This is a genomic window from Ruegeria sp. N11 (assembly GCF_056531525.1).
Genome location: NZ_JBQFLX010000009.1, coordinates 181,385 through 199,887 on the forward strand (window position 1 = coordinate 181,385; position 18,503 = coordinate 199,887).

The window sequence follows — 18,503 nt, forward strand, 5'->3', positions numbered from 1 at the left end:
CTGATCAGATCAGGAATGCATCTTCTTCCAGAGGATCAAAGACTTCCAGTTCATCCTCCGAATGGTGATCAAGGCTGTCACCGTGCTCTGGCTGAGTTTTCGAAATGTTTCGTGCGGCAAGTTCGCCATCTGTCTCGAAGAAAGGCTCCGTTTCTTCGGCGTCTTCGAGTTCCGCGACGAAGATCAGATTGTCCGTATCTTCCTCATCGACGGCCAGAAGCAGATCGGCGACAAATTGGTTTGCAACAGGACCCAGAGCATCGGGGTGGGCCAGTTTCGGTTGGGCAAATCCGACTGTTCCGCTGACGTCAAAATCCCACTGGTAAAAGACTTCGACGGCGACAACATCAGGAACCGCGGCACCGCTCGTATATTGACCTGAACCATCCAGCGTCCATTCTGCATAGCTACCATCCGTGTTTTTCCACAAAAGCCTGTAACCACCACCAGAGGCCTCGACATGAATTGCGTTCCATCCGCTCAAACTGTCAGGGCCGATATTCGCGCCGTTCAACGAAACCGCAATGGTTCCGTTGATCATGTACATACCTTGTGTCGAAGCCCCCAGATTCGTCGACCCGGCTATTTCGATGGAGTTTACCGTGTGCCCTGTTGTGCCATCACCGTTGATGTCGGCCCCATAGAAGGTCTCAAGACTAACGACGTTGCCTACAGCACCACCACCAGTGAACTGGCCCGCACTGTCCAATGTCCATTCGGCGTAACTGCCGTCACTGTTTTTCCACAGCAAACGATACTCGCCGCCTGACGCTTCGACCTGAACGGCATCCCAGCCGGCCAGACTACCAGGTGCAATTGTCGTGCCGTTCAAGGATACCGGGGTACTGCCATTAATAAGGTAAGAGCCCTGGGTCGAGGAGGATAGGGTTGTGGACCCGTTACTCTCAATAGGCGTCACCACATGTCCGGTAGTGCCGTCATTGTTGATATCGGCTCCATAAAAGCTTTCGACGTCAATGACGTTGGCTATTGCTGTTCCGTTGATAAACGCACCCGTCCCGTCCAGCGTCCATTCGGCATAGCTTCCGTCCGAGTTTTGCCACAGGATCCGATACCCGCCACCTGACGCTTCGGCTTGGATCGCAGACCAGCCGCCCAGCGTTCCCGGAACCACCGTTGCCCCATTCAGTGTCACGGTTGCAGTTCCGCCAATGACATAGCCGTTTTGTGTGGAAGCAACCAGGTTTACGAGGCCATCGCTCTCGATTGTGGTCGAGTCATGCCCAATCAGGTTGTCGTTGTTGAAATCAACGCCATAGACGTTCTCAAGACTGACGATATTGTTGACTGCCGCTCCGCTGAGAAACTGTCCCTGGCGGTTGGTGGTCCATTCGGCGTAACTGCCGTCTGTGTTCTGCCAAAGTACGCGATAGCCGCCACCGCTGGCCTCAGTGTGAATGGCCTGCCAGCCGCCCAGCGTGTTCTGGCCGACCGCTTGTCCATTGTAGGTCAGCGCCACATTTGCGGATCCGCCATCCAGCACATAGATTCCTTGATTTGCATGTTGAAGCACCGTACCGACCGTCTCAATGTTCACGACACCCATCGCCGCTACTACCCCGGTGCTGTTAAGCGATTGCGCGCCATTCGAGAACTGAAACTGTTCCACGTCCGACGAAACAGAGAACGTTGCTCCGTTCGCGACGCTTTTGAATTCGTAGGTGCTGCCGTTCTGAATAAGCAGGTAACGGTCCATAGCGTCGACAAAACGGACCGTGTCGAAATTGCTTCCACCCGAAAACGAACCGTTGTTGCGTGTTACAATTGCCAGATCGTTTCCGGCACCACCGAGAACTGTGTCCGAGCCGGTTCCTGTAGCGACGTAGATTATGTCATTTCCATTGCCGCCAATGATTGTGTTGTCATTTGACCCGTTGGACAACGAATAAATCGTGTCATTCCCCCAGTTTCCGTTCAGAACGTTCTGCGCACTGTTTCCGACAAGCGTATCGTTTCCCGAGCCGCCGGTGGCGTTTTCGATCACAGCGCCCTGAGCGATCGTGAAGCCGCCCCGAACGCCAGCGACGTTGGAGACTATTCCACCACCGGTTGCTGAGTAGACTATCGTTGCTGCACGCAGATCGATGAGCGCGCCTGTACTACCGAGATGTTGGATCGTATCAATGCCACCTGTGTCCCAGATGGACTGATACCCTGTTCCGCTGACGTTGGCTGACGGCAGTGTATAGACGGTGTTGCCTGAGTTGTGCGTTGTATTTGCACCATAAAGTGCTTGCAGGGCTGCAATGTCCAATGCGCCCAACCCGGTCGACCCGCCATACTGCGCGTTTGAGAATAGATTACCGTTCACCTGTGTCCAACCGTCATTGTAGGACATGACAGTGTAGACGCCCTGATTCAGATTGTTTGTACCGTAGTCATTGAAGGGCGACGTCACCCCGCTCATGACAGTGGTAGACAGACCCCTGTCGTGCGGATGCCCGAGGCCTAGGGCATGGCCAATTTCATGCAAATCGTCGTGAAGAAATAGGCACCCGGTGTGCCGTTGCCACCCGGCCCAGCCGTCCACCAGTTTGTGTTGAACGCCCCCTCTGACGGCCCATTGTGGGGGTAGTAATGGTATCCCAATGTGTTCGGGGAAAACCCCTGGCCAGTAAAGAAACTGCTCGGGGCGATATATTCAACAAGATCGGCGGCAAAGGCGTTGGCGGTTTCAACGAACTGGATGTTTGCAACCGATTCTATGACAGCCAGTGCCTGCTTGAACTCATTCTTATACGCGTTCGTCCAAAACGAAGTACCTGATTTGTCGAAGAAATCACCAAAATGATACGTAATCGTCGTGACGGTCGCCGGGTTTCCGTCACCGTAAGCTCTGTCACCTTGAATTGCGCTGAGGGGGGAGGATGACGGGGGTTGCGGCGGGAACGTAAGCATCTGAGGACCTCAAAGAAAATTTGTTTCAAAGCTGAATTCAGTTTCAAATTGTCATTTTCATGGCAATTGAAGATTGCGGATTCAAAAATATCTGAACAAATCGTTAAGTCCAGAACCTCCAAACGATGTGGGGCTGAATCGCACGTTCTGAACCCAGTATCCGAAAGCCCTGGAACTACCTAGTTTTCAGGAATTACCTTGTCTTTCATCGACTTGGCCAACCGCGTTGCGTCCGAATACTGGCCTGCTTATATTATTTGTCATCCGGCGCTTTTTTTGCGCACCTGTTCAATACTGCGACTTCAGCTTTCTGCGCGCTGTTGAACCGAAATGCGCGTCCTGTTGGCAAAAGCAACCAGTGACAGCATCACCGGAACTTCGACCAGAACCCCGACCACTGTCGCCAAGGCGGCGCCGGAATTGAGGCCGAAAAGGCTGATGGCGACGGCAACCGCCAGTTCGAAAAAATTCGAGGTTCCGATCATGGCGCAGGGTGCAGCGATGCGATGCGGAACTTTCAGCGCATAGGCCGCGCCATAGGCAAGCGCGAAGATACCATAGCTCTGAATCAGGATTGGAACAGCGATCAGCAAGATGACAAGCGGCTTCGAGAGGATCGTCTCTCCTTGCAGGCCGAAAAGGATGACGACGGTTGCGATCAGGCCCATGACCGACCACGGCTTGACACGCGCTGAAAAGGCGTCAATCGCCGCTTGCGAGCCCAGTTTGCGACGGGTGATCAGCCCGGCGATCAGGGGCAGGACCACGTACAGCACGGTTGCCAGAACCAGGGTTTGCCACGGCACCGAGATGTCCGTTACGCCCAGCAGAAAGGCAACAATTGGCGCGAAAGCCACGACCATGATGAGGTCATTTACCGACACCTGAACCAGCGTATAGGTCGCATCGCCCCGGGTCAGTTGAGACCAGACGAACACCATCGCCGTGCAGGGCGCCGCGCCAAGCAGGATAAGGCCCGCTGTGTATTGGGCGGCATCCTCGGGTTCGATCCACGGAGCAAAAACGTAATCGAAGAACAGGACCGCCAGCAGCGCCATGGTAAAGGGTTTAATCAGCCAGTTGACCGTCAGGGTAACGATCAGTCCGCGGGGCTGGCGTGCCACGCCCGCCACCGCGCCGAAATCGACGCCGACCATCATCGGATAAACCATCGCCCAGATCAGTACAGCCACCACAAGGTTGACACTGGCCACCTCGGCCGAGGCAATCAGCCCGACCAGTCCAGGCGCGGCAAGCCCGATCAGGACACCTGCGACCATGGCAAGGGCAACCCAGACGGACAGGTAGCGTTCAAAAATAGTCATGAGACAACCTCGGACGTCTGATCGATGAGTTTGCCGGATGTCAGAGCAGCAACGGCGACCATCACCGCCGCCGTTCCCAGAACCAGCGGCAGGCCTCCGACCTGATAGGTGAGGCCGGACAGGACGGTGCCGATCAGGCGGCCCGTCGCGTTGGCCATGTAATAAAACCCCACATCCATCGTGACCCGCTCCGAATGGGTGAAGGCCAGGATGAGGTAGGAGTGCAATGCGGAATTGACGGCGAAGATCGCGCCGAACGCCAGCAAGCCCAGAACCAGCGTTGCGGTCAGCCATGTCTCGGGACCCGAAGACAGCAGAACCGCCAGCGTTAGAGCCGCAGGAACGCAGAACAGGGCCACAGCCCAATTGCGTGCGGCTTGGATCAGGTCGCCCTCGCTGCGCTCTGCCGCGTGCAGTATTTTCGGCGCATTGGCCTGTACTGCCCCGTACAGGATCACCCACACAGCCATGAAGGTTCCGATCACGAAGAATGCGGCGCGGTTGCCTTGGTCAGTTCCGTCCGACAAAACCGCATAGAAATAGATCGGGATACCGACCACAAACCAGACGTCCCGCGCGCCGAACAGAAAGACGCGTGCCAACGACAGCCAGTTCACATTGGCGGATTTCGAGAAGACCTCGGAGAATTTTGCGCCTTTGCGTCCTTTGGGCAGGCCGGGCGGCATCAGAACGAAGACTGCGATCAGAATGATTGCAAGCACAATGGCCATGGCCAGCGTGGCCCACATAAAGCCCAGCGTCGCCAGCAACCCGGCCCCCAGCAGAAAACCCAACCCCTTCACCGCATTCTTCGATCCGGTGAGGATGGCGACCCAACGAAACAGCCCGTCGCCTTCGGCCGGCGCCAGCAGCTTCACAGCGGATTTTGAAGACATTTTGGCCAGATCCTTGGCGATCCCGCTCGCCCCCTGAATGATCATCACAAAGGCTACTTTGGTCGGAATGTCCCAGTTAGGGTCTAATTGCGTCAGGGCAAGCAGCGCCGCGACCTGCAAGCAAAGCCCCGCGTAAAGCGTTGATGCCAACCCGAACCGCGCCGCGACCCAGCCGGCCGCCAGGTTCGTGCCCATCCCGGCGACTTCATACAGGACGAACAGATATGCCAACTGCACCGGCGAGAACCCCATGGTATGAAAGTGCAGCAACACCAGCATACGCAAGGCTCCGTCGGTCAGCATAAAGGCCCAATAGGCCGCCGTGACCGCAATATAGGCCGACAGTCCTTCGGGTCGCTGGGTCACAGCGCGTTTCCAACCATCATTGCGACGTCCACCAGACGGTGTGCGTAACCCATTTCATTGTCGTACCACGCGTAGACCTTCACCTGCGTCCCGTTCACCACCATGGTCGACGGCGCATCGATGATCGAAGACCGTACGTCATTGGTGTAGTCGGTCGAAACCAGCGGCCGGGTTTCATAACCCAGAATACCTTTCAGCTCACCTTCGGCTGCAGATTTGAAGAATGCGTTGACTTCCTCGGCGGTGGTTTCAAGTTCCACTTCGAACACGCAATCGGTCAGCGAGGCGTTCAGCAGCGGCACCCGCACTGCATGGCCATTCAACCGCCCTTTCAGTTCCGGATAGATCAGCGTGATCGCCGTGGCCGATCCGGTGGTGGTTGGAATCAGCGAGTTCAGCGCGGACCGGGCGCGGCGCAGGTCTTTGGCGGGGCGGTCTACAATGGTCTGCGTGTTGGTCACGTCATGGATTGTCGTCATTGAACCGTGGCGGATGCCGAGGTTTTCGTGAATGACCTTCACAACCGGCGCCAAACAATTGGTGGTGCAGGAGGCCGCCGTCACGATGTGATGCGTGGCGGGGTCATAGGTGTCTTCGTTCACGCCCATGACGATATTGGCGGTGGGGCCGTCCTTGACCGGGGCCGAAACAACGACCTTCTTCACGCCCGCCTCAAAATACGGAGCCAGCTTGGCTTCGGTTTTGAATACGCCGGTGCAGTCGATCACCACATCGACACCGTCCAGTGGCAAGGCGTTCAGGTCTTTGGTTCCGATGAAGGGCAGGCGCGTCCCGTTAACCGTGACGCTGTTCGCATCATGCGCAAATGTTGCGTCCCAGCGCCCGTGCACAGTGTCGAACTCCAGCAGATGCGCATGCATCGCCGGGTCGCCAACTGCGTCATTGATCCAGGCGATCCTGGCGCCCTTGTCCAGCAAAGGCTTCAGCGCCAGCTTTCCCATCCGGCCCAGGCCATTCACAGCATATGTCGTCATTTCATGTCCCCGGCGACATTCCTGCCGATGTCATCGACAGCAGATTGCAATGCGATCCGGTCGAGGCTTTCGACCGGCAACGATATAAAGGTTTCGATGCGCCGTTTGAGCGCGCCGTAAGCGTTCTGAAAGGCCAGCGCTTTTTCCGCGTCGGTGCCCTGCGCCTTGACAGGGTCGACCATGCCCCAATGGCCGCTGATCGGCTGGCCCTCCCAGGCCGGGCATTCCTCGTTGGCTGCCTGATTGCAGACGGTAAAGACAAAATCCATTTCCGGGGCGCCGGCCTCGAAGAACTCGGACATATGTTTGGAACGCAGAGCCGAAACGTCATGTCCCTTGTCCTTCAGAACCTGAACGGCGAACGGATTCAGTTCAGAGGTGGGCTGGGTTCCTGCGGAATAGACATTGAAACGATCCGGTCCAAGGGACCGCAGCAACGACTCCGCAAATATCGAGCGGGCGGAATTGCCGACACACAGAAACAATACGTTGTACTTGCGCTCGGTCTTGGCACCATCTCCTTTTGTGAAGGGCATGCAGATATCTGGCCGGCCACGGCAGCAATCGACGATCAGAAAGTCGAGCATGCGCTGCACGTTCGTCATTTCAACCGAATAGAGCAAAGAGGTTCCGGACCGCGTCTGCGACACCAGGCCCGACCGCTGCAGAGCGTTGAGGTAGTTGGACATCGTGCTGGGCTTGATGCCCAGTTCGGTTGCCAGCTCTCCTGCGGGCACAGTGTCGGGAAAACGCCGCATCAACATGCGGAAAACGGTTATCCGCTGCGGGTGCCCAAGGATCGACAACTGTTCTGTGATTCTTTCTGTCATATTTCATGAAATATTGAATTATAGGTGGCGCGTCAATCGGGCGAAGGCTGTTTTTGGATATTCTTCAGGGACAGAAAAACTACAGTTCCGCGTATGCGAAGCAGATCTGGATCCGATCTTCCAGCCAGTTTTCCGGAAGACTTCGCTCGTCTGGTTTTACTCTCAATTCAGTCGAGCACGTCAGCTCCGCAGGAGTATAGCTTTGGCAGTGGGTACAAGACTGCCGAGAGCGACCGATCCGCGCGTGCCCATTCAATTTTAGCTATCCAGAACACTTAAACGAAATAAATTTCACCACAGAAAATTTTTGTCAAAAATTATTGACGCCACCGGTGTATCACCCTTAGACAGGGAGTGTGCAATAAACATCACACGCAGAAATTTCTTGCACAGTTGGTGCTGAACGAACAATGCGCCGCAGTCGCAGGAGCATTCTGCAGGGAGGAAACCAATGAACATCAAGAAGGCAAACAGTATTATTGCGTCTGCCGCGTTGGCGGTTGCCGGGATTTCTGCCGCGCCAGCGCAGGCCGAAAGCATCATGTGCGAACCCGATGAGACATACATCATGAACGTGATGGTCTCGGGTCATCCCTATTGGGTACCGGTATACCAGGGCTTCAAACAGGCTGCCGAGGCGTTTGGTTGCAAAACCGTGTTCTCAGGCACGCCGGATTACGACATCACCAAGCAGATCGCCTCGTTCGAGCAGGATCTGGTGAAGCAGCCCGCAGGTGTTCTGTTGCACCCGATGCAGTCCGACCCGTTCATCGAGCCGATCAATCGCGCTGTCGACAATGGCACCGAGATCGTCACCTTTGCCGCCGACAGCCCAAGCTCAAAGCGCACCGGCTATATCACCTCGGACAACCATGCCGAGGCGAAGTTCGCGGCAGAAGAGATCGTCAAACAAGTAGGTGACAGCGCCGAATACGCGGTTCTCGAGAATCCGGGACAGTCAAACCACGATCTGCGCGTCACGTCGCTGATTGCATACATGGAAGACAATTATCCGAACATGAAACTGGTCGGACGTCAGGCCACGAACCAGGACAGCAATGCGGCCTATCGCGCGACAGCCTCGATCATTCAGGCCAATCCGAATGTGGCGGCGATCTGGATTCCCGAAGCGGGTTCTGCCGAAGGTGCGGTTGCGGCGAAACTGGAAGCCGGCTCGGACCTTCTGATCATGCACGCGGATGTGACGCCCACCACGTTGGAACACATCCGAGCGGGCAACATCCATATGTCGCTGAACCCAAACCAGGGTGTACAGGGCTTCATGGGCTTCATGGCGGTGCATCTGGCAAACCGGTCGGACATTTTCGATCCGTTCAACGATTGGCGGACCAGCGGTTTCAACCCGGTTCAGATTCCGTTCGTGGACAATGGCTTTGCAGTCATCACCCAGGACAATGCGGACAGCTTTGACCTGAACGTCTACATGGAAGGCCGCGATCCGGCCTGATCCGAGTACTCCCCGACGAGCCGCCCGCGCAGTTCCAAATCAGTTCGCGGGCGGTTCAGGACATCAACCAAAAATGAGACACCCGAACAGGTGGTGCAATGCAAGACGATGTGATCCTTCGGATATCGAACCTCAGCAAGTCTTTTGGCCCGGTCAAAGCACTGCGCGGGATCGACTTTGAACTCCGCAAAGGAGAAATCCACGCGATTGCAGGGGAAAACGGTGCAGGAAAATCGACACTGATGAACGTGATCGACGGGATTTTGCAACCGGACAGCGGTCAGATCGTTCTCGACGGCAAGCCGGTCAAAATCTCGTCACCCACGATGGCGCAGCAACTGGGTATCGGCTTTGTCCATCAGGAGATCGCTCTGTGCCCGGATGTGTCGGTGGCCGAGAACATCTTCATGGCCAAAACCAATATCAGCCGGTCATGGCTGATGGATTATAAGAAACTGGAGCGTGATGCGGTCGATGTGTTTCGCCAACTCAGCGACATCGATCCTTCGATTCTGGTTAAGAAACTTTCGATCTCCAACCAGCAACTGGTTGAGATTGCAAAGGCCCTGACGCTGGATTGCCGCATTCTGATCCTTGACGAGCCCACAGCCGCACTCACGGAATCGGAGGCTCGGACCCTGTTCGGGATCATGCGCAATCTGGCGGATCAGGGGATTTCCATCATCTATATCTCGCATCGAATGGTTGAGATCTTTGACAACTGCGACCGGGTTTCGGTGTTCCGGGATGGCCAGCACATCGTCACGCGGAATGTGGCCGACATACAGCCCGGTGACGTGGTGAATGCAATGGTCGGACGGGTGATCGATGACCTGTACCCCAAGAAGCAGGGTACCCCGTCAGACGAGGTGATCCTGGACGTGCGCAACCTGACCGAGGCGGCGCGATTCCGTGATGTATCGTTCACCCTGAACAAGGGTGAGATCCTGGGCATTGCAGGACTTATCGGTGCGGGCCGCAGCGAGATCGCAAGGGCAATCTGCAAGCTGGAAGGGGATGCGTCCGGGCAGGTTTGGCTGAATGGCGAAGAACTCAGGTTGCGCAACTATCAGGACAGTATCGCCAAGGGGATGGTGTACCTGTCCGAGGACCGCAAAGGCGATGGAGTTTTCCTTGAACTGCCAATCGCCGCCAACGTCTCGGCCCTGAAGCCTGAACAGGTGGCCAACGGACTTGGCCTGATCCAGCCCGCAGCGGAAACGGGCCAAGCCGAAGCGCTCGGGCGCAAGCTGAACCTGAAATGCGGATCGTTGAGCGACCCGGTGTCCTCGCTTTCGGGCGGAAATCAGCAAAAAGTGGCGCTTGCCAAGATGCTTTCGGTCAACCCGCGTCTGATCTTTCTGGATGAACCAACCCGCGGTGTCGACGTTGGCGCGAAGTCTGAAATCCACCGCATTCTGCGTGACTTGGCGAATGAGGGCGTGGGGATCGTCGTGATTTCTTCGGAATTGCCCGAACTGATTGGTGTCTGCGACCGCGTGCTGGTTGTGCGTGAAGGGCGCATCAGCGGACAGGTCACAGGCGACGAAATGACGGAAGAAAACATCATGCATCTGGCTTCCATTGCGGAAGTGCAGGCTTCGGTCGCATGAGCGGAGGGACGAATATGGACAACACGGTGAACCTGACCCAAGCGGGACCCGCCGAAAGCATACCGCCGCTGAAACGCCTGTTTCAAATGCGCGAAACGGGGTTGATTGTCATCATTCTGGCGTTGTTTTTGATCATGTCCTTCGCCTCCCCCTATTTCCTGACCTGGGCCAATATGCGGGCGATGTCGATGGCCTTTGCGGTGGACGGACTGCTGGTGATCGGCATGACAATCCTGCTGATCTCGGGGGGGATCGACCTGTCGGTCGGTTCGGTCACGGCGCTGGCCATGGTGATCGCCGGGTGGCTTTTCCTGAGCGGGGTGAACCCGTGGGTAGCCTCGGCTATGGCGATCGCGCTGTGTACGGCCATCGGGGCCTTCATGGGGTTCTTCGTAACCCGCGTTGGGCTGCATCATTTCATCGTATCACTGGCGATCATGGTAATTGCGCGGGGGGCTTGCCTGTTGTTCACCGGTGGACGGCCGCTGGGGCTGTATACTCTGCCGCCCGAATTCAAATTCATCGGACAGGGATCGGTCGGGCCGATCCCGATAGTGATCATCATTTTCCTTGTCTTCGTGATCGCCTTTGATTTCATGCTGCGGCGCACGACCATGTTCCGGAAGGTGTTCTATACCGGTTCCAACGAAAAGGCCGCGGCCTATTCGGGCATCCGCACGAAGAAGGTGATCTTTCTGACCACCACGTTGTGTTCAACGCTCTGTGGCGTGGCGGGTATCATCTACATGGCCCGGTTCGGCTCGGCGCAGCCGACGTTCGGGTTGGGGCTGGAACTGACCATCATCGCCGCTGCCGTGATCGGCGGGGCCAGTCTGAATGGCGGCTCGGGGTCGATCCTTGGCGCAATCCTCGGCGTCATCCTGTTGTCGCTGGTGTCCAGTTCGCTGGCGCTGCTGGACGTGTCGGTCTACTGGCAGGACATCATCCGTGGGTCGATCCTGCTGGCGGCGGTCACCATCGACCACTACCTGAACAAGAGGCGCGGGTGATGGTGGACAAGAAGAAAGACTTCGAACTGATCCGGCAGATCCACACCGTTCTGGTCCTGCATTACCTGGAAGGTCAGAAGCAGGCCGATATTGCCCGGACGCTGAACCTGTCGAACTCGAAGGTCAATCGCCTGATCACACAGGGCCGCAATATGGGCATGGTAAAGATTGACATCGAAAGCCCGTTCGAGACGTTGATGGATATCGAACGTGATCTGGCCCGGTCGACCGGTCTGAGCGACGCCATTGTCACCCCGTCGGTCGCCGGCAGCGCCGAGACGACCCTGCAGCAGGTCGGCCGCGCTGCCGCCAATCATCTGGTTGAAACCCTGCGGGATGGGGATGTCATCGCAATCACCGGCGGCAAGGCCGTCAGTGCAACAGTCGAGGCGCTGGAACCCGAGCGTGATTTTGACGTGACCGTTGTACCGCTGACGGGGGGTATTCAGGGCAAGTACTACACGGACGTTAACCATCTGGCGACGCAGATGGCAGACCGGTTGGGCGGCAAAACCATGCTGTTGCACGCACCGCTGTTCGCCGAAAGCCGTGAACAGCGCGACATGCTGGAGCAGGTCTCCTCGATCCGCGAGGTACTGGACCTGGCCCGCCGGGCAGATGTCGCTCTGGTCGGGGTCGGATCGATCGAGCCGGAAGGCTCCAGCTATTACGACCTGCACCCTGTGCCCGAGGCGGATCGCAAGATGCTGGTGGGCATGGGCGTGATCGGAGAGCTCCTGGCCCATCTCATCCATATCGACGGGTCGGTGTCGAACTATGCACTGAACTCACGATTGGTGTCGGTTTCACCATCCGATCTGGCGCAGTGCTCGCGCGTGATCGGGGTCAGTGCAGGGGCGCAGAAAGTGCAGCCAATCAAGGCAGTGCTGAACGGAAAGTTTCTCAACTCGCTGATCCTGGACGAAGATACAGCGACCGCAGTCATACAGGAAATGGAAGGAACACGGGATGTCGCATGAGATGCTGACACGGGAAATCGGAACGTCTGGGATCGAAGCGTCGGTCATCGGGCTGGGCACATGGGCCATCGGTGGCTGGATGTGGGGCGGCACGGACGAGGCTAAGTCCATTGCGGCAATTCAGGCCTCGGTCGATGCGGGGGTGACGCTGATCGACACGGCCCCCGCTTATGGTCAGGGCATCGCTGAAGACATTGTGGGAAAGGCGCTAAAGGGTCGGCGCGACAAGGTCGTGCTGGCCACGAAATGCGGGCTGGTCTGGCATACGCAAAAGGGAAACCACTTCTTCGACTATGACGGCAAGCCGGTGCATCGCTATCTGGGCAAGGACGCGATCATCCATGAGGTTGAGCAGAGCCTGACCCGCCTGGGCACCGACTACATCGACCACTACATCACCCACTGGCAGGACCCGACCACACCCATTGCCGAGACGATGGAGGCGCTGGAAACCCTGAAACAGCAAGGCAAGATCCGCTCGATCGGGGCCAGCAACACCTCGGTCGACGAGGTACGGGCCTATGTGGCCGCGGGGCAGTTGGACGCCATCCAGGAAGAATACTCGATGGTCAAGCGCGACATCGAAGGCACTTTGCTGCCGGTGTGCCGTGAGAATGGCGTATCCGTGCTCAGCTATTCCTCGCTGGCACTGGGGTTGCTCAGCGGCAAGATCGGTCCGGATCGTGTGTTCAACGGCGATGATCAGCGCAAGGACAACCCGCGCTTTTCCATGGCGAACCGCCAGAAAGTGGCGGACTTGATGGCGACCATCGCACCGATTGCCGAAGGGCATGACGCGACGCTGGCACAGACTGTCATCGCATGGACGGTACAGCAGCCGGGGATCACCTTCTCACTTTGCGGTGCGCGGGAAGCGGCGCAGGCAGTCGAGAATGCGAAGGCAGGGCGGCTGCGCCTGACCGAAGCCGAGATCGCCGAGATCGACACCCAAGCCCGCGCGCATCTGAGCGATCTGGACAGCTGAACCATCGAAGCCTTCGCGAAAAACAGGACCATCATGTCAGAACAACGACAACAAAACCTGACAAAACTGCGCGAGAACGCCGCGTTTGACGTGGTGGTGATTGGCGGGGGCGTGAACGGGATCGGTGTCTACCGCGATCTTGCCCTGCAGGGGCTGCGGGTGCTGCTGGTCGAACGCAACGATTTTGCCTCGGGCTGTAGTGCCGCGCCATCCCGGATGATCCATGGTGGCCTGCGCTATCTGGAAAACGGCGAGTTCGATTTGGTGCGGGAATCGCTTCAGGAACGCGATGCGCTTTTGGTGAATGCTCCACACATGGTGCGGCCATTGCCGACGGTGATCCCGATTACCTCGGTCTTTTCCGGAATGTTCAATGCAGCGGCGAGCTTTTTCGGCCGGCATGGCAAACCCTCCAGCCGAGGGGCGGTGCCGATCAAGCTTGGCCTGTCGCTTTACGACTGGGTGACGCGCAAGCGGCGAATTCTGCCCAGGCATCATTTCAACAGCGTTGGTCGCACACGCAAGGACTGGCCCGCGCTAACGCCAAAAGCCACACGTTCAGCGGTGTACTACGACGCGCAGATCACCCATCCCGAACGTTTATGCGTTGAAATGATCCGCGACGTTCAGATCGCGGTCCCGGAATGCGTTGCCCTCAACTACGCGGAGATGGCAACAGATGGCGATGGCTATTCAGTGATCGACAGGCGCAGCGGCGACACCCTGCAACTTGATCCAAGGGTAATCGTAAACGCGACCGGCGCTTGGCTGGACGATACCATGCAAGTCCTGGGTGGCACCTTGGATGAGCAGATGGTCTCGGGCACCAAGGGCTCGCACCTGATCATCGAAAACCCGGCGCTATGCCAAGCGCTTGGTGGGCATATGGTCTATTTCGAAAACACGGACGGGCGGGTGTGCATCGTGTTCCCCTATCAGGGCAAAGTGTTGGCCGGATCGACTGACATCCGCGTCGAGAAAGCCGCGCGGGTGCGCTGCGAGCCGGAGGAACTCGACTACATCCTCGGCTCACTTCGGTTGGTTTTTCCCAAGATCAAGGTCACGCCCGACCAGGTGGTGTTCAGCTTTAGCGGCATCCGTCCGTTGCCGCGCAGCGATCAAGATTTCACCGGTCGAATATCGCGCGGCCATTTCACGCGACGTTTGGACGGAGCTGTTCCCCAGTTCTGCATGGTCGGCGGCAAATGGACCACGTTCCGCGCTTTTGGAGAACAGACCGGGGATGAGGTTCTGGCCGAGTTGGGCAAGCCCCGGCAAACTTCGACTCTGGGGCTCGCCATTGGCGGCGGCGCGCTGTTCCCCGACGATCCGCGTACCTTGGAAAGCCGGCTGGAAGAAGAATTCCACGTTACACCTGATCGCGCACAACACCTGATCGGGCACTACGGCAGTCAAGCGGATGATGTTGCGCTGTTCTGCCAGTTGGTTGACGACACGCCTCTGGCGGCAGGCTGCTCTTACACCAGGGCCGAGATCATCTGGCTGATGCGCACCGAATTTGTCGAAACCCTGTCCGACATTGTCCTGCGCCGGACCGCGCTGGCCATAACAGGTCAGATTTCCGAAGTACTGTTGGACCGGCTGGGCGGCATCTTTGTCGATGAGCGTGGTCTCAGCCAGCAAGAAATTACCGATCAGACCCAAGCCCTGATCCACGAATTGTCCGAGTTTCACGGCGTGTCCGCCGAGGCTCTGACCGCACGAAACAAGGAACGGAGAACAGAATGCGTGTAAGCACCAAGGCCCGGATGAACCGGATGTTCACGAACGGGGGATGTCTGGATGTGGCGATCGATCACGGCGTTTGCAACGAGCCCAGCTTTATGGTCGGGCTGGAGGATATGGCCGGTGTGATGGACACGCTGATCGGGGCCAAGCCGGACGCGATCCAATGTGCCTACGGGCAAGCCGATCTGCTGCAATCGCGCCCCGAAAAGGACAAGCCCGCGCTGGTGATGCGGATCGACATGGGCAACCCTTACAACGATCAGCGCCACCGGGTGATGTGGTCGATGCTGCAAAACGCAGACGAACCGATCATCGGCGCGCTGGAAATGGACGCCGCAGCCGTCGTTGTGAACCTGTTCATGCTGCCGGATGAGCCTGAACTGTTCCGCCAATGCGTCGAGAACATCAGCAAGGTGCGCGCAGCCTGCCATAAATACGGGATGCCGCTGATGATCGAGCCCCTGGTCATGCTGCCCAACGATGTGCGCGGAGGCTACCAGGTGGATGGCAATGCCGAGAAGATCGTGACACTGGTGCGTCTCGCCTCGGAAATGGGGGCCGATATCATCAAGGCCGACCCAACCGAGAACCCCGAGGATTTCCACCGCGTGATCGAGGCCGCCCGCGTGCCGGTTCTGGTGCGTGGTGGTGGCAAGGAAGACCTTAAGAATGTTCTGATGAAGTCGGCGGCGCTGATGGCACAGGGCGCGCAGGGCATGGTCTATGGCCGCAATATCTATCAGCATGACAACCCCAAGGCAGTTGTGGCCGCTCTGATGGCGATGATCCACAATAACGCAAGCGGTGAAGAAGCGTGGGATATCTATAACAGTGGCTGAGAACGGGTATATTCTGGGGCTGGATGCAGGAAACACAGTCATCAAGGCTGTGCTGTTTGACCTGCAGGGGCGCCCTGTGGCGATGCAGGCGCTGGACGGGCAGTCCTCGACGCCGCAGCCAGGGCATGTCGAGCGTGACCTGAACGAGCTGTGGGCAAATGCCCGGCAGGTAATCGGCGGATGTATCGACCAGGCCGGGATAACCCCCGACCAGATCATCGGCGTTGGTTGTGCCGGGCATGGCAACGGGCTTTACCTGCTGGACAAGGCGGGGGCGCCGTTGATCGGCATCCAATCGCTGGACACGCATGCCGCATCTCTGGCTGAGGAGCTTTCCGAGGTGGCCGGCGACGCCTTGCACGCGTTGTGCCTGCAAAAGCCGTGGCCGTCTCAGACCCCGGTTCTTCTGGCCTGGATCAAACGGCACCGACCCGAGCTTTATGCGCGGACCGGTACGGTTATGCTGTGCAAGGATTTCATAACCTACAAGCTGACCAGTGAGCGGGTTAGCGAGATTTCGGACATGTCAGGTTGCGGCCTGACTCGCATGCCGGATTGCACCTATGACGACGGCCTGTTGGCACATTACGGCCTGAGCGATGCGCGTGAGATGCTTCCGCGCCTGATCGATCCGGCGGATATTGCCGGGGCCGTCAGTCAAGAGGCCGCCGTCGCAACGGGTCTGGCCGAGGGCACACCGGTGATCGGCGGCTATTTCGATGTGGTCTCCAGCGCGATGGGTTCGGGGGTCGTGCGCGCCGGAGAGGCTTCGATCATCGCGGGCACCTGGAGCATCAATCAGGTTTTCTCGGATGCGCCAGCGGTCAATGACGACTTGTTCATGGTGTCGGGTTTTGGTCCGAACCGGTTCGTGAATATCGAGGCCAGTGCCACGTCGGCGGCCAATCTGGAATGGTATGTGCGCGAGTTCGTAGAACGCGGCGGTCATCATGACGACCCGTTCGGACACTGCAATGCCAAAGTGGCCGAGGTTGATCCCGCGCCAGACGATCCGTATTTCCACCCCTTTCTCTACGGCTCGGGACAGGGGGCGTCTTTCCGGGGTGGGTTCTATGGTGTAGCGGGCTGGCATGGCGAAGGCCACATGCTGCGGGCCCTGTTCGAGGGCGTCTTGTTCGAGCATCGCCGCCATATCGAGGTTCTGAAAACCGCAGGCGTCGGATTCGACCAGGCGGTTCTGTCTGGCGGCGGGTCACGCAGCCCGGTCTGGCCGCAGATGTTCGCGGATTGCCTTGGCGTGCCGATCTATGTGGCCGAGGCGCAGGAGACGGGCGCTTTGGGCGCGGCCATCGGAGTAGCGGTGGCGACCGGAACTTATGAAACATACGAAGACGCGATTGGTCAGATGACACGCCGCGACTCTGAGTTCCAGCCGAATGCGGCGATGCAGCGCCATTACGACACTCGCTACGCCAAGTATCTCGCGTTGATCGAAGCGATGCGCGGGTTCTGGGACGACGCTCAAACGACATTTGAAAGGTAGAAAAATGAAAGCTGTAGGGTTTCTGAAATCACTGCCGATTGAAGCACAGGACAGCCTGTTGGATGTCGACCTGCCGGAACCGGTCGTGCTGCCAAACGATCTTCTGGTGGAAATCAAAGCGATCTCGGTAAACCCCGCAGATGCGAAACGCCGCATCCGGACAGCCGCCGAGCAGGATCATGCGGAGCCGTTCATTCTTGGATATGACGCGGTTGGGATTGTCCGCGACATGGGCGCAGAGGTCACGGGTTTTTCCAAAGGCGACCGGGTCTGGTACGCGGGTGATGCCAATCGTCCGGGATCATATGCAGAGTTGCAGGCGCTTGATCATCGGATTGCGTCCGTGGCACCGTCCTCGGTCAGCCCCGAAGCAGCAGCGTCGCTTCCCCTGGTGTCGCTGACCGCATGGGAAATGCTGTTCGACCGTCTGCAAGTGCCCGCCAATGAGACGCCAGCCAGTCTGCTGGTCATAGGCGGGGCCGGAGGGGTCGGATCGATCACCTTGCAACTTGCGCGCAAGCTGACTGGCCTGCACCTGATCGCAACCGCCTCGCGCCCGGAAACCACCGAGTGGTGCAAGGAAATGGGTGCGCATCAGGTGGTGAACCACCGCGATCTTGTCGCCGATTTCCGGGCCGCCGGGCATGACACTGTCGACTACATCACCCAATACGCCGACACCGCGCAGCATTGGGACGCGATGTGCGAACTGATCGCGCCACAGGGACGGATCGGGACCATCGTCGAGACGGATGAAAAGCTGGACATCTCAGCCCTGCAAGGCAAATCCGCCGCGTTGATGTGGGAGCTAATGTTCACGCGATCTCTGTTTGGCACCGCGGATATGGCGCGTCAGGGGCAGATATTGGCGCGGGTTGCCAGACTTGTTGATGACGGGATCATTCGGACAACTGAAACCAAAACGCTGCGTGGCTTGTCGGCGGGCACGCTGAAAGAAGCTCATGGGATCATTGAAACCGGCCGCATGATCGGCAAACTTGTCCTCGCGTATTAATCAGAAAGA

15 protein-coding genes are annotated in these 18,503 nt (G+C 57.9%); 9 read left to right on the forward strand and 6 right to left on the reverse strand.

Annotation, left to right across the window (positions count from 1 at the left end):
• Window positions 1–4: 4 nt before the first annotated feature.
• The 6 genes from ACR0J8_RS11845 to ACR0J8_RS11870 all read right to left on the reverse strand — a co-directional run bounded on the left by ACR0J8_RS11845 (window position 5) and on the right by ACR0J8_RS11870 (window position 7,331).
• Window positions 5–2,428 (reverse strand): M10 family metallopeptidase C-terminal domain-containing protein, encoded by a 2,424-nt coding sequence (locus tag ACR0J8_RS11845; protein ID WP_480890342.1) that lies wholly within the window; start codon window positions 2,426–2,428, stop codon window positions 5–7.
• A 41-nt stretch (window positions 2,429–2,469) separates the two neighbouring features.
• Entirely contained in the window at window positions 2,470–2,919 is a 450-nt protein-coding gene (locus tag ACR0J8_RS11850) for a zinc metalloprotease (protein ID WP_480890345.1), read from the reverse strand.
• Between the two features lie 302 nt (window positions 2,920–3,221).
• Entirely contained in the window at window positions 3,222–4,244 is a 1,023-nt protein-coding gene (gene arsB, locus ACR0J8_RS11855; protein WP_480527171.1) for an ACR3 family arsenite efflux transporter, read from the reverse strand.
• Window positions 4,241–5,506, reverse strand: a complete 1,266-nt coding sequence (gene arsJ / locus ACR0J8_RS11860; RefSeq protein WP_480527169.1) for an organoarsenical effux MFS transporter ArsJ — start codon at window positions 5,504–5,506, stop codon at window positions 4,241–4,243. The genes arsB and arsJ overlap by 4 nt, the downstream gene beginning before the upstream one ends.
• Window positions 5,503–6,501: an ArsJ-associated glyceraldehyde-3-phosphate dehydrogenase gene (locus ACR0J8_RS11865; RefSeq protein WP_480890348.1), complete on the reverse strand. Its 999-nt coding sequence runs from the start codon at window positions 6,499–6,501 to the stop codon at window positions 5,503–5,505. Before ACR0J8_RS11865 ends, arsJ begins: the two co-directional genes overlap by 4 nt.
• Window positions 6,498–7,331, reverse strand: a complete 834-nt coding sequence (locus tag ACR0J8_RS11870) for an arsenate reductase/protein-tyrosine-phosphatase family protein (RefSeq protein WP_480527166.1) — start codon at window positions 7,329–7,331, stop codon at window positions 6,498–6,500. Before ACR0J8_RS11870 ends, ACR0J8_RS11865 begins: the two co-directional genes overlap by 4 nt.
• A gap of 451 nt (window positions 7,332–7,782) precedes the next feature.
• Between ACR0J8_RS11870 and ACR0J8_RS11875 the strand changes: the two genes are divergently transcribed.
• The 9 genes from ACR0J8_RS11875 to ACR0J8_RS11915 all read left to right on the forward strand — a co-directional run bounded on the left by ACR0J8_RS11875 (window position 7,783) and on the right by ACR0J8_RS11915 (window position 18,494).
• Window positions 7,783–8,799, forward strand: a complete 1,017-nt coding sequence (locus ACR0J8_RS11875) for a substrate-binding domain-containing protein (protein WP_480527164.1) — start codon at window positions 7,783–7,785, stop codon at window positions 8,797–8,799.
• Window positions 8,800–8,897: 98 nt separating this feature from the next.
• Window positions 8,898–10,412 carry a sugar ABC transporter ATP-binding protein gene (locus ACR0J8_RS11880; RefSeq protein WP_480527162.1) on the forward strand — a complete coding sequence of 505 codons (1,515 nt, stop codon included), beginning with the start codon at window positions 8,898–8,900 and terminating at the stop codon, window positions 10,410–10,412.
• A gap of 14 nt (window positions 10,413–10,426) precedes the next feature.
• Window positions 10,427–11,422: an ABC transporter permease gene (locus tag ACR0J8_RS11885; protein ID WP_480527160.1), complete on the forward strand. Its 996-nt coding sequence runs from the start codon at window positions 10,427–10,429 to the stop codon at window positions 11,420–11,422.
• The gene (locus tag ACR0J8_RS11890; protein ID WP_480527158.1) at window positions 11,422–12,402 is read left to right on the forward strand and encodes a sugar-binding transcriptional regulator; all 981 of its coding nucleotides are present in this window, start codon (window positions 11,422–11,424) and stop codon (window positions 12,400–12,402) included. The genes ACR0J8_RS11885 and ACR0J8_RS11890 overlap by 1 nt, the downstream gene beginning before the upstream one ends.
• On the forward strand, window positions 12,392–13,387 hold the full coding sequence (locus tag ACR0J8_RS11895; RefSeq protein WP_480527156.1) for an aldo/keto reductase: 996 nt from the start codon (window positions 12,392–12,394) through the stop codon (window positions 13,385–13,387). Before ACR0J8_RS11890 ends, ACR0J8_RS11895 begins: the two co-directional genes overlap by 11 nt.
• A gap of 33 nt (window positions 13,388–13,420) precedes the next feature.
• Entirely contained in the window at window positions 13,421–15,142 is a 1,722-nt protein-coding gene (locus tag ACR0J8_RS11900) for a glycerol-3-phosphate dehydrogenase/oxidase (RefSeq protein WP_480527155.1), read from the forward strand.
• On the forward strand, window positions 15,133–15,975 hold the full coding sequence (locus ACR0J8_RS11905; protein WP_480527153.1) for a class I fructose-bisphosphate aldolase: 843 nt from the start codon (window positions 15,133–15,135) through the stop codon (window positions 15,973–15,975). Before ACR0J8_RS11900 ends, ACR0J8_RS11905 begins: the two co-directional genes overlap by 10 nt.
• Entirely contained in the window at window positions 15,968–17,479 is a 1,512-nt protein-coding gene (locus tag ACR0J8_RS11910; RefSeq protein WP_480890354.1) for an FGGY-family carbohydrate kinase, read from the forward strand. The genes ACR0J8_RS11905 and ACR0J8_RS11910 overlap by 8 nt, the downstream gene beginning before the upstream one ends.
• 4 nt (window positions 17,480–17,483) lie before the next feature.
• Entirely contained in the window at window positions 17,484–18,494 is a 1,011-nt protein-coding gene (locus tag ACR0J8_RS11915) for a zinc-binding alcohol dehydrogenase family protein (protein WP_480527149.1), read from the forward strand.
• Window positions 18,495–18,503 lie beyond the last annotated feature (9 nt).